Raw genomic sequence first — 15,238 nt, forward strand, 5'->3', positions numbered from 1 at the left:
AATCTCTCATCAGGATGCGACTCGATACAGTGGCCGCCGATATCCCGACGAACCGAGACTGGAACGCACACTGGATCTGGACGGGCGATGACCCACGACCGAACAATGCGTACTACTACGTCCGTACCGAATTCGAGCTGGATGAACTGTCTGATTTGACTCTCTACGTCACTGCCGATACTAGGTACAAACTGTTCGTAAACGGCGAGCGCGTCGGCGAGGGTCCGATGCAATCTCAGCCGTTCTACAAGTACTACGACACCTACGATCTCGACGAGTTCCTCGACTCGGGGCGGAACTGTGTCGCAGCGGTGATTAACTACAGCGGGACGATGGAGGATACGCGGGGAGGATTCCTTGCAGAGCTGGCCAACGGCGGCGACGAGCGTCTGGTCACGGACGAGAGCTGGCGGATCACCGAGGCCGATGCTTGGGAGCGGGATACGTTCGAGACGTCGTTCAACCTAGAGACCACGCATCAGGAACACTACGACGCAAGACAGGCGCCCGACGGGTGGACTGAAGTCGGATTCGACGACGGGGACTGGTGTTCTGCCGTAGCAGTCGGTGGGACGCACTGGGACGACAACGGTCCCCGACCAGCACCGGCAGTTCCCCCGTGGACCCATCTCGTCAAACGAGATATCCCGGAGATGAAAAGGAGTCGACGGACGCCAGAGCAGATAGAGGACGTGTCCGAGTGCCTCCACCTAACGAACAGACAGCGGCCGGAGGACCGCTCTATCACGCTCTCTCAATCAGGGAGTTCGGTTACGCACACGACAATCAGCGACGTCGAGGCACTACGTGAGGGAAGAACAGCGACGGTGCAAAACAGCACCGATCATCTGGGGGACCATACCTTCAACGGTGTGTACGACCCCTGTATCGTCCTCGACTTCGGGCGTGTCGTCACGGCGCGGATCGAACTCGAACTTGACGGACCGTCCGGCGGAACGATCGATATCGGCTACGCAGAGCGACTGGTCGACGGTGAGTTCAACAACGCCGTCGCAGGGTCGTTTGCAGACCAGTACGTCATGCGCGGTGACGAAGACGGAGAACGGTTCCGTACGTTCAGCTGGAAGGGGTTTCGCTACGTGAAGCTCCGATTCTCGGACTGCTTCGAGCCGACGGACGTCAGCCTTACCGCCGAGGTGACGCGATATCCGTTCGAGGAACTCGGTGGATTCGAATCCGACGACGAGACACTGAACGACGTCTTCGAGATATCGAGAGAGACGCTCCGGCTCTGCTCGAACGAGAGTATCATGGACACTCCGTGGCGTGAACAGCGACAGTGGCTCGGCGACGCCTCCGCGGTCACCCTCGGTGGAATCTATTCGTGTTTCGGTGACACCGCACTCCCGGCGAAGTTCCTCCGCCAGTCCGGTGCGAACCAACAGGTCACGGGACTCCTCGCAAACGTCACTGACACAGCGAGCCACAACTGGGAGGGGGCGCTTCCCGACTACTCGCTGTGGTGGGTCATCGCGCTGTGGGAGCACTATCGCTACACCGGCGAGGACCACTGGATTCACAACTTCTACCCGCAGGTCCAGAGTGTCGTTCAAGTGTTCGTCCGATACGTGGACGACTCCGGACTGCTCGCAGACGTCCCGTTCTGGCCCATCATGGACTGGGCGGACCTGGACCGTCGTGGCGAGTTCGGTCCGCTGAACGCCCTTTTCTACGGCGCGCTGAAAGCCGTCCGCGAAATGGCGAGGCTCAAAGGCGACGACCACACCGCGGAACTCGCGACGGAACTCAGAGCGGGGATCGCCGAGGGGTTCGAAAAACGACTGTACGACGCGGACCGCGGGTGTCTCGTGGACGCCAACCTTGACGGTCAGCAGGTCGACCACGTGAGCGAACACTGCAACGTGGCGGCGATCCACTTCGGACTCGTCGACGGGGACACCGAGGCCGAGATTATCGACGCGCTCTATGAATCTGAATCGGTGGATTACGTCGAGGCTCAACCCTTCTTCACGACCGTGGTACTCCAGGCGCTCGACGACACGGGGCGGTTCGATCTCGCGCTCGACGTCCTCCGCGAACGGTGGGGCGAGCGAATGGTTGAGCGCGGGTACACCTCGACGCTTGAGGAGTGGACTGAAAACGGAAGCTGGCGAGACGGCGAGTTCTTCGGTATCCCACGCTCGCACTCCCACGCGTGGTCGGCACATCCCGCGGAGTTCCTCGTCCGCAATCTCACCGGGTTCGAGATCATCGAACCGGGCTGTGGCACCGTCGCTTTCGATCCCAAGGAGACCGAATTCGAATACGAGGTCACGATTCCGACGCCCGAGGGTCCGATCCACGTTTCGAGAACTGACGGGAAAGTACGGATCGACGCACCTCCGGCCGTCACAGTAGCGTGACCGGGCGCTCGCGTCAAGACACTCGATAACGCGGGGAACCGAGCTGTCCGGGGCCGCGCGGTCGACATCGGAATCAAAGGGGGCGATGCACCGGCGGTCCGGCCATGTCTGTAATGGAGCGCCGAGCGTATGCCTAGGATGACCACAAAATATAAGTAAATTCTGAAAATTAAGACGGGTATGGCTGACCAGCCGAACGTCCTAGTCGTCTTACCTGATCAGCATCGCGGGATGGCGACAGCCCCTGCGGGCAACACTGACGTTCATACGCCGACGCTCGAACGGCTCGCCGAAGAGGGCGCCCACTGTCCCAACGCCTATGCGAACGTCCCCGTCTGTACGCCCAACCGTGGGTGCTTTCTCACCGGCCAGTATCCCCACGACCACGGCGCTGTCGCGAACGACCTCTCGATGCGATCTGACGTCGAGACGATCGGCGAGACCTTCCAGGACGCGGGGTACAACACAGCCTACGTCGGGAAGTGGCACCTCGACGGCATCCCACGGGACAAGTTCACGCCGCCGGGGCCGCGTCGCCACGGGTTCGACCACTGGGCAGTCTACAACTGCCATGTAGACTTCTTCGGCGGTCACTACTACCGAGACACCTCGGAGAAAGAGCACTTCAACGACTACGAACCGATCGCGTTGACCGACATGGCTCTCGAGTTTCTCGACGAGCAGCGGACCGACGAAGACCCGTTCTGTCTCGTCGTATCACCGCATCCACCTCACGCTCCGTACGAGGACGTACCACAGCGTTATCGCGATCAGTACGATCCCGCCGAGATCGACCTCCGCCCCAACGTCGATACCGACGCGACCGGGGCACCCCAGGATGGCGGTGACCTGGCCGAGGATCTGGCGAACTATTATGCCAACGTGACGGCCGTCGACGAGCAGGTCGGTCGCTTGCTCGACTGGCTGGACGAGGCGGACGAAGCCGACGACACTGTCGTACTCTACACGAGCGACCACGGCGACATGATCTGGTCGCAAGGCTACCACGGGAAAAGCCAGCCCTACGAGGAGTCGATTCACGTCCCCTTCTTCTGTCGATACCCGGAGAAGGTACCGGCGGGGTCGACTCCGGAACAGATCGTGAGCACGGTCGACGTCGCTCCGACTCTCTGTTCGCTCGCTGGCGTCGGCGAATTACCGGACGCACGGGGAGTGGACCTCGCATCCGCGCTTCAAGGGGACAATCAGGAGGGACCGTCTTCGGCGTTCATCGGCCTCCCCAAAACAGTCGATATTTCGGTTGTCAATGATCTCCCGGCGTGGCGCGGTGTCCGCACGGAGCAGTACACCTACGCGCGGCGAGCAGACGGGTCACCCTGGCTGCTCTACGACAACGAGTCCGACCCCTATCAGCAGGAAAACCTCGTCGACACCGAAACGAGTGCGGACCTAGTCACTCAACTGGACGCGGAAGTCGACCGATGGGTCGAACACACGGGGGATCCGGATCTATCCGGGGAGGAATTGCTCGCTGAGCTAGGATTGATCGAGGCGTGGAATCAGCGCGAACGGTCAAGGCACCCAGAGAACCCGCAACTAGTCGAATAGAGCGTTTGCCAATACTTATCAGATGACCTCTAATCGCAGATCTACTCACCTTAGCGGACTACGGCGCTATGATTATTTTGGGGAAAGTCCAGGTCAACAACGGAATTCAACACGAAGAAGTCTTGTTGCTGTCTGATGTGATATCGTGAGAGCACCGCAGGGTATGCCGCTCTAGTATTCAGACTATATATTTGTAAAGAATGTAATTGAATATGAATCTATCCGGCTATGCCGGATCGATCAAAATAACATCTGTACACCTGTTATTTGGTACTAGATCGTCCGATAGACCGTCTAAAGACCGATTTGATTTCTCAACCAGGGAATTACGACTCCTGAAATATTTCCGATAATAACGGAGCGTCCAGCTGGGGATTGAAGAATTCACTCAGCGAGTCTGTGTGAACAATGTTGGTGTCTTCAGCTACAAGGAGACTACGAGTGAGTTCCATTCCATAGAATATGCGCTATGAATATTCTGCTCGCGTCGCCACTATCGGTGATAATGTAACAGAGTTTAATGTTGTCCAGAAGGTGGTTGAAGAACTGATCTACGATTGCGGAGACTTTCCACCGCAAGAATAGTCGGGAGAATTCCCGTTAGAACTTCCGAGCTACCGGTATATATAGTAATGATTTCTACGTTGGCGATATCACTACTAAGGAACGTCACCTCCACGCTGTTCCCGGAAAAGTTCGAAAGGTAATCAAATTGTTGTTGTCGGCATCCCTTAGCGAAACGAGTGAAGGGCAGATACGGCTTGTAGTTCGGGATAAAACGATAGAAACACAGTAGATCTAAGTAGCAGACTTTTTAGCAGTCACGCCGGCTACCGGAAACTGGTGCTATCGATATCAGCTCCATTTTTGACATCCCATGCACGCTTATGGAGAGGTATCCAGTATTCCTCAATTCAGAAACCAGTAAGCCGGTTTCACCTCCAAGAAGAGTTTTGAGGATTTGAGTTCTTACGCAAGTAGCATAGTTATAAAGATATAAGTTACTATTCACTGATTGACCATGTAGATGAGAATAATTTTCGAATACCTATGGAAATAACAAATATATCTGCGACCAAGGTCAGTACGGAATCCTGAGGCGAGTTCGTCGAGTTCCCGCTCGTCACGGTGATGAGCCAGTACGAGGAGTACAACAACGCGGAGGGCAACAACCCGCAGGCCCGCCGCAAATGGATCGGTGGGGAGGCAGATTAATCTCTCTGGGAAGCTGGACACTTGTGACTTTGTACTAGGCGACGTCAACTCCATTCAGTTAAAATTGGGGATAGCTATAAAGGATGCCAGAAGTGATTAGGTACTCTCTCAAAGAACTCACTTTGGAACCACTAAAGCGGAGATCCTGCTAAGACACCGATTAGAGACACTCGACTATCAATATACCAATAATTGAGAGCTACTACTCCGAACAGATCATAATTCAAAATATAATATTATTCATTTATATTTTATTGATGGTAAGTTATATATAAGAGTTAGTATAATTATATCATACCCTATGATAGGGTGATAGTTACCATGGAAGACAGAGATATGGGCAGAGATGAGAGTGAAATCGACTCGATCAAAATTGACCGCCGCGACCTACTAAAGACAGGGCTCATAGCTGGAATCGGTACTATAGGGCTCGGAGCAAATATGACTTCGTCAGTTACCGCTGCTGATATCGGTGAGCAATTCAACAAACAGTCGGTAGCTTCGATTGACACAACAGTGTTCGAAGGGCATAACAGTTCGCCGTGGGGTCAGGAAAAAGTCCTTTCACACGGCGGCTACCAATATACTGCGTACTGGGACGACGACAACTCACTCAACCTCAGTAGGCGTGATCTGAGTAATAACTCAGTTCAAACGATCAACTTTAGCTATACACTCACCGACAATGACAACCACGATAACATCTCGCTGGGTATCAGCCCGAACGACGGCCGTCTGCACCTTGTCTATGACGTGCACGCTGACCCGATAAACTATCAGTACTCGGATGCGGGATTTATCACGAATCCGCCGTCGAATATTTCGACGAGCCAGTTCTCCGGGACAACAGATATGTTCTCCAACTTAAAGGAGGACAGAATAACATATCCGCGGTTTTTTAACGATAATACGGACAAGCTCTATCTCGTCTATCGGATGGACGGGTCCGGAGACGGTGACACGTTACTGCACACTCACGACGCGAGAAGTAATGACTGGACGCGTGAGGGTAAGGTCATAGATCGCTCTGGGACGTTCAGCGGTTGGAACGGCGGCCACGATACTCGAAACGCGTATCTCCACGGTATGACCTTTGACGACAACGATCGTTTGCACACGACATGGGTCTACCGAGAGGTGGCCAGCACAATAGCGAGTAACCACGACATCCACTACGCGTATAGCGACGATTACGGTACCACGTGGAAAAACGACAATGGCAACGTAATTGGTGATCTCTCGGCTAACGACCCGATCGATATCAACGACCCGTCTAAGGTGATAGACGTTCCGACGTACTCGTTCATCATTAACGCTGGTCAAATGGCCTTGGACGCTGACAATCAGCCACACATATTCACCTACCGTTCGCTATTCCGATCGCCGTCTCACGACAGGGACACACACTACATCCACTACTGGCGGTCGACCGACGGCTCCTGGAACAGCCAATATATCGACAATACAGAAATATTCCTTCAAAAGCGGACAGTGAGTACCTTCAACCGTGATCCTATTCTATTCGACGACAACAATAACGCCCACATCTATGTATCGGTTGATCAGAAGCTGTTCGGCGCGGTGGCGACGTCGTCGTCTGGCTGGTCCGATTGGCGGACCTATGTCCTCGACGCGGGGACTATCGTCGGGCGGGGCGGCCGTCGCTACGACAAACAACGCTGGGAACAGGATAACGTACTCTCCATCCCACTTATTCAACCGAATGGTCAGGGGGGACACTATTACAAGCTAAAAGATTACAAACTAGAAGCGACGATCGCACCAGACACTCCCACTCTTTCGACCGGGGATGAAGGCGCGGCCGGGATCGAACTGGACTGGAACCACGCACGAAGAGCCAAAAGCTACACGATTTACCGACGTGAGGCGGGGACGAGCAGTTGGAACACCATCGAAAGCGGCTTCAGCGAAGCGTCGTTCGTCAGTGATTACACGGATATCAGTGTGACCCCGGGCACTGACTACGAGTACAAGGTCACAGCAGTCAACAGCGCAGGAAGCGCCGATTCGAACACGGTGAGCGCGACAGCGGACGCAGGTATCGTCATCGAGGACACCTTCACGATAGTGAATGAGAAGACAGGATTCTGTTTCCGGATCAAGGACACGGGGAATTACTACATGTGGCGGGTTAATGCCAAAAAGAGCAGAGGTCCCTACCTCCGGCCCCACGTCAAATCCGGCGGGAGTTTCTCGCTTCTGGGCGAGATCGACATCAGCAATGAGATGGGTTCGTCGCCAAACAAGATCAAGATCGAAGCCAAAAACTCGTCAATTACGACTTGGATCAACGGGACGCAGGTCGACCAACGGACGGACTCGACGTTCGGTCCGGGCGGGACCATCGGCTATCGCCAGGTCTTCGACGAGCACGCCAACCATCACGACCTGACGGTGACGGACCTACGCGGGGAGACCGTATACGAGGACTCGTTTGACCGGACTGACAATCCACACTTCGATGCCGGGTATTGCAACGGTGCTGCGCTCATCCTTGATGGAACCGGACTCGTTCAATTGACCGAGCAGTGGGACGATTACGTGTTCGAGACGGACTTCGATATCGTGAAACGGAATGCAGGGATCTGTTTCCGAATCCAAGATACCGACAACCTGTACATGTGGCAGGTAAACAGGGATTCGTACAAGGAGAACGGTTCAATCCTTCAGCCCCACGTAAAACAGGGCGGCAGTTGGATGATCCTTGATAACTTCGACATCAGTTCCGAGATGGGGAGCCCCCCGAACACTATCAAAATCGAGGCGAACGGGTCGACGATCACGACGTGGATTAACGGTACTCAAGTTGACCACCGCAGCGATTCGACGTTCTCATCCGGAACGATCGGTTTCAGGGAGTCTTCCACCGAACGAGCGGAGTTCGATGACCTTACCGTAACGGACCTGAAAACAGCAACGTTGTTCACGGACACGTTCGGAGCACCGGGAGTAGCGAACTTTAACGGAGGTGACAACGTGGCCAATTACCTAGACCTAGCTGGTACGGGGACCGTCCAACTGACGGAGTGAACTAGCCCACCTTACCGCTCGCCTGAGGGGTCATGCTTGAAGATGGGGCTTCCTGATTCCACAGCGCGTTTTGAAAACACAGGTGTTCGTTGGAGCGTCCCGTTCATCCAGCTTCGAGACCGCGAAAACTACTGTTCCACGCCGCATTCGCGTCTCTATCCGCTTCAAACTCCAGACGATGCAAGAATATTCAGGGATCTACAGCAGTATCTCGGTGCAGGAACTTGCCCCACGCCATCCCTACCCGATTCTACGAGTTGCCCGGTGGTTCAACCAACCCTTCGCATCCAGATTCATCGACGCCATGAGGTCGTATTCTCGGGCTTAGTAGTTCGAAAGCTTGTGCAGGAAGTTAGGACACTTGGATTTCAGATCAGCGTAACGACTATAGAGTTGATGGTTACGGTATCTGGAATTTGCTCAGAGATGGGAGCTGAACTGGGTTCAATACCCCATATAACTTATTTTTGCTGAAACGTCTGAGTGCTGCGAATGAGCGTAGGAAATATAATTAATAGTATAGTAAACTCCACGAAGCTGCTAAACTTCTCTGTCAAGCAGATTGGTGAGGAGGTTACTCTCTACCTAGCGAACAACACTAAATTGACTCTTGGTTCATTCATGAGATTCTCGTCTCTCGACGACACTCACGTCGAGATGGCAAATATAACCACCATTCCCGCTGTACTGTCTGTTACTCGCTTTCGCGAACACTTGCGTGCAGGGGGCGAATATCGTACTTTTCAGGAACCTCAATTGAAAGCTCCCCCCGATCATGACGTGGAACGGATTCGCACGTGTTTTGAGAGGTGTCCCTCGACTGGGAGACGACGCGGACGGGCATAGAGAAAGCCGAAAAACTGGGCTTCGACGGGGCGTGGGCACCGGACCACCTGATGCTAGGCTGCGGCCGCGCAGAGTACGAGTGCTGGACGCTGCTGTCGGCGCTCGCCGGCGAGACCGACGACATCAACCTCGGCTTGCTCGACTTCTGTAACGACTACCGCAACCCCACGCTGGTGGCGAAGATAGCCGCCCCCCTCGATATAATCTCGGGCGGACGCCTCGAACTCGGCCTTGGCGCTGGCTGGCACGAACCCGAATACGACGCCTACGGCTGGGAGTACCGCGGCGGCTTCGAGTGCCTGATGCGCTTAGACGAGTCGATCCGGTTGATGAAACGGATGTGGGACACCGCCCCCGGCCAGGGCCCCAGCTTCGACGGCGACCACTATCAGATCAAGGACGCTCCCTGCGCCCCGACACTCGTGCAGGATCCACACCCGCCGATTCTCGTCGGCGGACAGGGCGAGGAGGTGACGCTTAAGCTTGTGGCCAAACACGCCAACATCTGGAACACCAACGTCTTCAACGGCGACGTCGAGACGTTGAACCACAAGGTCGGCGTCATCGAAAACCACTGTGACACCATCGGCCGCGACCCCGACGGCGTCGAGTACTCCTGGGACGGCCACGTTATCTGCACCCGCGACGTGGAGAAATTCGAGTGAATGGTGGATCTGATGACGCCCATTCAGTTCGAGGAGGAGTATCAGGACCAGACACCGATTCGGACCGCAGAGGACGCCCGGGAGTACTTCATCCTGGGTTCGCCGGAGGAGTGCGCAGAGTCAATCGAGCGGCGAATAGAAGCCGGCGTCACAAAGTTTCAGTGCTGGTTCGTCGACTACCCCGACATCGGCGGCATAGAACTGTTCGCCGACGAGGTCATGCCGGAGTTCCGGTGATTTTCACCATACTGGCTACAGAAAGCAACCCTGTCGTCCCTGAGTGGTTGCCTCACTATTTAACGAACTATACGGTTTCTGCAAATCTATGTGCCAGCTGGTTTAAGCGATATTTTGGTATTAGTGGCGTTGGGAATTAGTCACAAATATCCGTACACTCAGTCGTCAAAGTGAAGTACATTTTTGGCTAGCAGCCCTTATTCTGTAGTGAAAAATACGTAAGTTTGTCTGGTGGTGCTCTACGCCGGAACTGGCTTTCTTGTATCGGGCGCGGTGTCGGAGAGTACCGGTGTATTTGTCTGGAGGACTACTTTGTATCAAGAATGGTATGTATCCATCCGAGGCAGTCGGAGGATTTCCGTCATACTCGGAAATTTTTTATTAGATGGAGACACATAGCGAGTGTGAGTGAACCAGTCAAGATCAAGGCTGCAAAGGTATCGTTAGAAATAATCGAGACGCTCCGCGAACTTGAAGGTGCAGGTGTTTCGGAGATAGCAAAGCAACTGGATAAACCGACGAGTACCATCCATGACCATCTTCAGACCCTGGAACAGGAAGAATACCTCGTCAAAAAAGGGAGCCAGTATTACGTCGGAGCTCGGTTCCTTCAGTTAGGTATTCAAGCACGGGCCCGTCAGAAAGTATTCAGTATAGCTCAATCGGAGATAGATGATTTAGCCGCAGAGACCGGCGAGCACGTGAACTTTATGATTGAAGAGCATGGTCTTGGTGTCTTTCTGTATCGGGCACGCGGCCAAAAAGCCGTCCGACTCGATACGCACGCGGGAATGCGCGTCCCCCTCCAGACCACGGCGCTCGGAAAGACCATCATGGCGTTTCGACCACGGGAGGAAGTGGAGGCAATTCTCGACCGCCACGGGCTGCCGCAGGTGACTGAAAACACGATAACGGATAGAACGAAACTCTTCGACGCACTCGACCAGATTCAAGAGCAGAGATATGCCCACGATCACGAAGAGCGTGTTAAGGGAATGCGGTGTGTTGCAGCCCCAATTGTCAACAACAAAGGGGACGCTGTCGCCGCCGTGAGTGTCTCTGGCCCGAAGACTCGGATGCAAGGGGAGCGCTTTACTGACGATATACCCAACCAAATACTCAGATGTGCAAACGTTATTGAAGTAAACCTTACGTACTCCTAACTGAATGTTAAACATAACAATTAGGCACTCTGTGCTGGCAGTAGTTTATAATGCAGTTTGTTTGATCCACCACTGGTGACAGTCCAGCGTGGGCGTCCGCCGTATCAAAGAGACTGTGTCGCTAATCGGATTACTCGGAGGAAGTCACCTATCAACAGTTGACTGACTCTGGATTTCTCCAAGTTGTTGAGAAAGCTGTCGATGCTGCTGAACACATTCGATTCCACTTACCGAGGCACGTCTGCTTGGCCCCGGTTTCCCAGTCGGCAAAATCGTTCGTGGCGGCTTTAACTACCACGTTATGCTGAAGAACAGAACAAAGAGGTTCTGGAACGCCTGCTCCCGTTTGGCAAAGCTGGCACGTCAGTTACCAATTCTAACGATCCCGTTATCCATCCTACCGGTATTGACGAAGTCGAACTCGACGTCGTCATTGACTGAATGGTTAAAAAACATATTATCTAATGATTATATGACTATGTTGCGAGCTATACGGCAGCAGATGACGTGAACGGCCGAGATGCGCAGTTCGAAGACGAACAGTTCTTCCGGGGAAAAGCTACGATACATTCGCGCTGATGAGGCCTGCACTCGTACTGGACGAATACTTTGACCCATCAAACTTAGATGTACTTGCCGTGTTAACGGTGATACAAAACAGGCCTCAAACACAGCGGAGTTCATCTTCGGTGTCGACGAACTCCATCCGGCAGTACACTTACTGCGTGAGACGATTGAAGCCTGCCGCACTCACGATGTGGCTAAGAGTATCTCCGAACAAGCGGGCTCGGGGCCACGGATTATTCGAAAATTCGCCGAGACCGGCAATACATCAATGAGTGTCAATGCCGACGCAGTACTCACACGCAACAAGAAGTGAAGCGCGTCGAAAACCGACTCATCTTAGGTTCTATTCAAGACAGAGACCCTGCGGTCGCACGGACTTCGATGAATCGCCAGAATACGGAGGCATCGTTTCATCGACCGCGCTGGCTATATAACCGTGCAGAACGATACGCCGGTTGACATCTCACGAGGGATTCGTCAAGTCTATTTTTCCATAATCTAACTTTCTGTACCCAATCATAGTCCTTTTCGACCGTGTAGTGCAGTCCAACACTAATTTTATATATCCTCAGCTTGAGCATGATTCATGAAAATGATTTACGTCCGTAATGCTACCAGCGCGCAGCCTCAAAGGTATCGAGCGTTAGCTTGTCAAGCCCCGGTCAAAAATCAATCCTCGCACTGAACCATGTCAACAGCAGAAGAACCTAAGATTGGACTTGCTTCGAGCGTTGCGATCGCCGTCGGAATTGCCATTGGGGGCGGACTCTGGGTCACACCCGTCGTAGCCGGGTTCGCTGCAGGGCCAGCAGCGGCTGGGCTAATTCTCCTAGCGGCGGTCCCAATATTACTAGCGTTTCCAGCGTATTTCACGCTATCGAAAATCTGGCCGGTTTCGCCCGGGCATTATTATTATCCGTCGAGACTCTTGACGCCGGAGAATAAGCACATTGGCCAGCTGGCCGGATGGGTTCTGGTCTGGAGTAACTTCTTCATCACTGGGTTTTTTATTCTCCCTTCGAGCCTTGCAGGAGGCGCATCGTTTCTCCATACGGTATTCCCTAGTGTCTCTTCCAAGACATTTACTATTGGATTGTTACTCTTTACGTTCGTTGTCGTTTGGTTCGGTCTCAGAGCGGTTGGATGGGTCGAGGTAGTTTTAGCGGTATTATTATTGGTCGCAGTTGGAATCATTATCGCAGGAGGAATCCTTCATGTACAGATTGACAACCTAACACCCGTGATTCCAAAAGGCGTCTCAAGCCTGCTCTCCACGTATGCGATTGTCTACACATTAGGATTCGGAGCCTTGCTGACAATCGACATCGGTGGAGAGATACGAGATGCGCACGATTCGGTCGATAAGGCGGTTCTGTACGGAGTCAGCGTGGATATTGTGACTGCTGCGTTAGTTGGAATTGTCGTCGTAGGGACGACATCGTACACTCAGTTAGAGGGTCAGACTCTCGATCTGATTGCTAAAGAGTACCTTCCGCCGGCACTCGTTGTCGTTTCGGGATTCGGTGCGGTGATTGCAGGCCTTACGACAATTCTGGCGATCATTACAGTCGTCAACAGATACATCATGGCTGCAGCTGACGATGGTATTCTCCCAACATGGGTTGGGAAGCAAAACAAGCATGGCGAACCAACGATTATGTTGATAGTAATCTATGCAGGAGCAATTGTCGCTTCCATTTCAGATCTACCACTTAGTACGATTGTTTCCGGATATGTATTTTCACAATTATTATTGGTAATATTAGTGTTATTTGTTGGAGCCCGACTGCCCAATGTCTACCCAGAAGTATTCGAACACGAGCGGGTGAAAGAGTCTCGTCTTATCAGTCCATCGGTGGTGCGTTGGTCGTCAATTTGTGCAATTCTGATTATGGCCGTAGCATTGACCTTCCTTGCAATTAGTTCTCAGACCGCCTTCGGAATCTTCCTATTGATCGCAGTGATTGGAGTTGTGATATATGTGGTACGATGGTGGCAGGCTGGCAAGACAATTCTACCGACCTTGGAAAAAGGTGGATTCCAAGATTGACGCACGAACTGCTCAAACTGCAAATCTATCTCACACAGCCATTGCTAATTGTATGATTCATCAATTTTACCTATATCTGAATCAACTAATTGGCTAAAGCAATTTCCAAAAATACTGTTATTAATTATCTATGTTATTACTAACCGCGCGCGTGATACGTGGCTATAATTCAAATGACTTATTGACTGTTGAAGTGGGTTCAACTATCCGTACTCGATACATTGACGAGATTCATTAGCAGTCCGACCGATTGACGACTTTTATCCATTAGCTAGCAAACAAAAGAACAGGTAATTATGGCAGATAAAAAATAGAATTGGTCGTGGTATCATAATTCGCACCACAGAATATGAAGGAGCATATCGAGTTCTTATATCGGCAATGCTCTCATCAAAGGGAATTTATTTGTGTTATAAATACCATTGAAGGGACAGGATAATTGCACCAATGTATAATTTTAATATTTATTTACGAAGAGACTAAACATATTCTTTTACAGAAAATTGTTGATGTGGGGATCTACAGGAGCCAATCGGTAGTGATCGGTTATCATAGATGTCCATAGTATCGTATATTAATCTACCTCAGCCTACACGAATCGCAAGGCAACGGGCTATCAACTATGTACTACTCATGAGCAATTAAATAAATACTCTATCGACAACGCGCTGTTAAACATTCTAGATACCGCTCCAGCGAGCTGGCCGATATTGCTCGGTATCAGATCAACCTGTAAATTTGGGTACACCAAATTCAGCAAGACTGGCTGTTTTCCATTGAAGTAAGCGATTTAAGCTAAGTACGCTCGATACAGCAGTGAACGTCCAGCACCGCGAACGATTCTGTATCAATCAGCGTCGTCACTTTGATCGGCTTGACGGTACGCCCACGTCGGTGGAAGTAGCACTGGGAGGCTTGCTTGCGTTCGAGGAACGTGCTGGCAAGCGCGACGAGTTCACACTGGCGGGCGATGGTGCGCGGACGCACGTAACAACATCCACCAGACGTACGTCGCGTAACGGTCGAGTGAGTAGTAGAACGTCGTTGGGTCAGGCAGCGTGTCCGAATGCAGTCCAAGGAGTTCACACACCGCGGCATGAGGCTGAGGTGATCGACTAATTCGGTGAAGGTGTGGTTCTCTTCCTTGCGAATACAGCGGGCAACGATGCGGGCTTGCGGGGATGCCGAAAGTGGACCTCCCACTCGATTTCCTATCGCTTACTTAGCTACCCATCTTTGCTTCACCTTCTCATACCCTTACGGAGTGACCGACACTGTCCGCTGTTTTCAAAAGACCAATTCATTTAGCTTGCATGGAAGATGTGCGTCCTACCAATATACAGGAACCGCTAAGCATAGACCCTGACCCTGACGTGTTTTGGACGCCCTCCTCTACCGATAAAAACGTTCTATAGTTGCATTATCCTTGCTGCAGAACTACCCCCTTGTCGCTATTCTATCAGATCTACAACGTGCAAAGTCAAGTAGCTA

The 15,238-nt window shown here is 52.5% G+C and carries 6 protein-coding genes and 2 pseudogenes; 7 read left to right on the top strand and 1 reads right to left on the bottom strand.

Annotated elements, in window-relative coordinates:
- The first annotated feature begins 14 nt into the window (after window positions 1–14).
- From MW898_RS22345 to MW898_RS22380, 7 genes and pseudogenes are all read left to right on the top strand, one after another.
- Window positions 15–2,384 (top strand): family 78 glycoside hydrolase catalytic domain, encoded by a 2,370-nt coding sequence (locus MW898_RS22345; RefSeq protein WP_248910472.1) that lies wholly within the window; start codon window positions 15–17, stop codon window positions 2,382–2,384.
- Window positions 2,385–2,564: 180 nt separating this feature from the next.
- Complete coding sequence (locus MW898_RS22350) at window positions 2,565–3,953, top strand: sulfatase family protein (RefSeq protein ID WP_248910473.1); 1,389 nt, start codon at window positions 2,565–2,567, stop codon at window positions 3,951–3,953.
- 1,050 nt (window positions 3,954–5,003) lie between these two features.
- A pseudogene (locus MW898_RS22355) lies at window positions 5,004–5,165 on the top strand (L-rhamnonate dehydratase); the annotation flags it as partial.
- A gap of 324 nt (window positions 5,166–5,489) precedes the next feature.
- Window positions 5,490–8,219, top strand: a complete 2,730-nt coding sequence (locus MW898_RS22360; protein WP_248910474.1) for a BNR-4 repeat-containing protein — start codon at window positions 5,490–5,492, stop codon at window positions 8,217–8,219.
- An 812-nt stretch (window positions 8,220–9,031) separates the two neighbouring features.
- Window positions 9,032–9,967: pseudogene (locus MW898_RS22365) on the top strand (LLM class flavin-dependent oxidoreductase); the annotation flags it as partial.
- 404 nt (window positions 9,968–10,371) lie between these two features.
- On the top strand, window positions 10,372–11,130 hold the full coding sequence (locus MW898_RS22375; protein WP_248910477.1) for an IclR family transcriptional regulator: 759 nt from the start codon (window positions 10,372–10,374) through the stop codon (window positions 11,128–11,130).
- A 1,255-nt stretch (window positions 11,131–12,385) separates the two neighbouring features.
- Window positions 12,386–13,747 carry an APC family permease gene (locus tag MW898_RS22380; RefSeq protein ID WP_248910478.1) on the top strand — a complete coding sequence of 454 codons (1,362 nt, stop codon included), beginning with the start codon at window positions 12,386–12,388 and terminating at the stop codon, window positions 13,745–13,747.
- A gap of 795 nt (window positions 13,748–14,542) precedes the next feature.
- Here the strand turns inward: MW898_RS22380 and MW898_RS22385 are convergent.
- Complete coding sequence (locus MW898_RS22385; protein ID WP_248910479.1) at window positions 14,543–14,734, bottom strand: hypothetical protein; 192 nt, start codon at window positions 14,732–14,734, stop codon at window positions 14,543–14,545.
- Between the last annotated feature and the right edge of the window lie 504 nt (window positions 14,735–15,238).

The organism is Halocatena marina (genome assembly GCF_023276375.1).
GTDB lineage: Archaea > Halobacteriota > Halobacteria > Halobacteriales > Haloarculaceae > Halocatena > Halocatena marina.

Bases quoted from the DNA above. Each gene is read 5' to 3' on its own strand.
- MW898_RS22350 (WP_248910473.1), top strand. From the start codon at position 2,565: ATGGCTGACCAGCCGAACGTCCTAGTCGTCTTACCTGATCAGCATCGC.
- MW898_RS22380 (WP_248910478.1), top strand. From the start codon at position 12,386: ATGTCAACAGCAGAAGAACCTAAGATTGGACTTGCTTCGAGCGTTGCG.
- MW898_RS22345 (WP_248910472.1), top strand. From the start codon at position 15: ATGCGACTCGATACAGTGGCCGCCGATATCCCGACGAACCGAGACTGG.
- MW898_RS22360 (WP_248910474.1), top strand. From the start codon at position 5,490: ATGGAAGACAGAGATATGGGCAGAGATGAGAGTGAAATCGACTCGATC.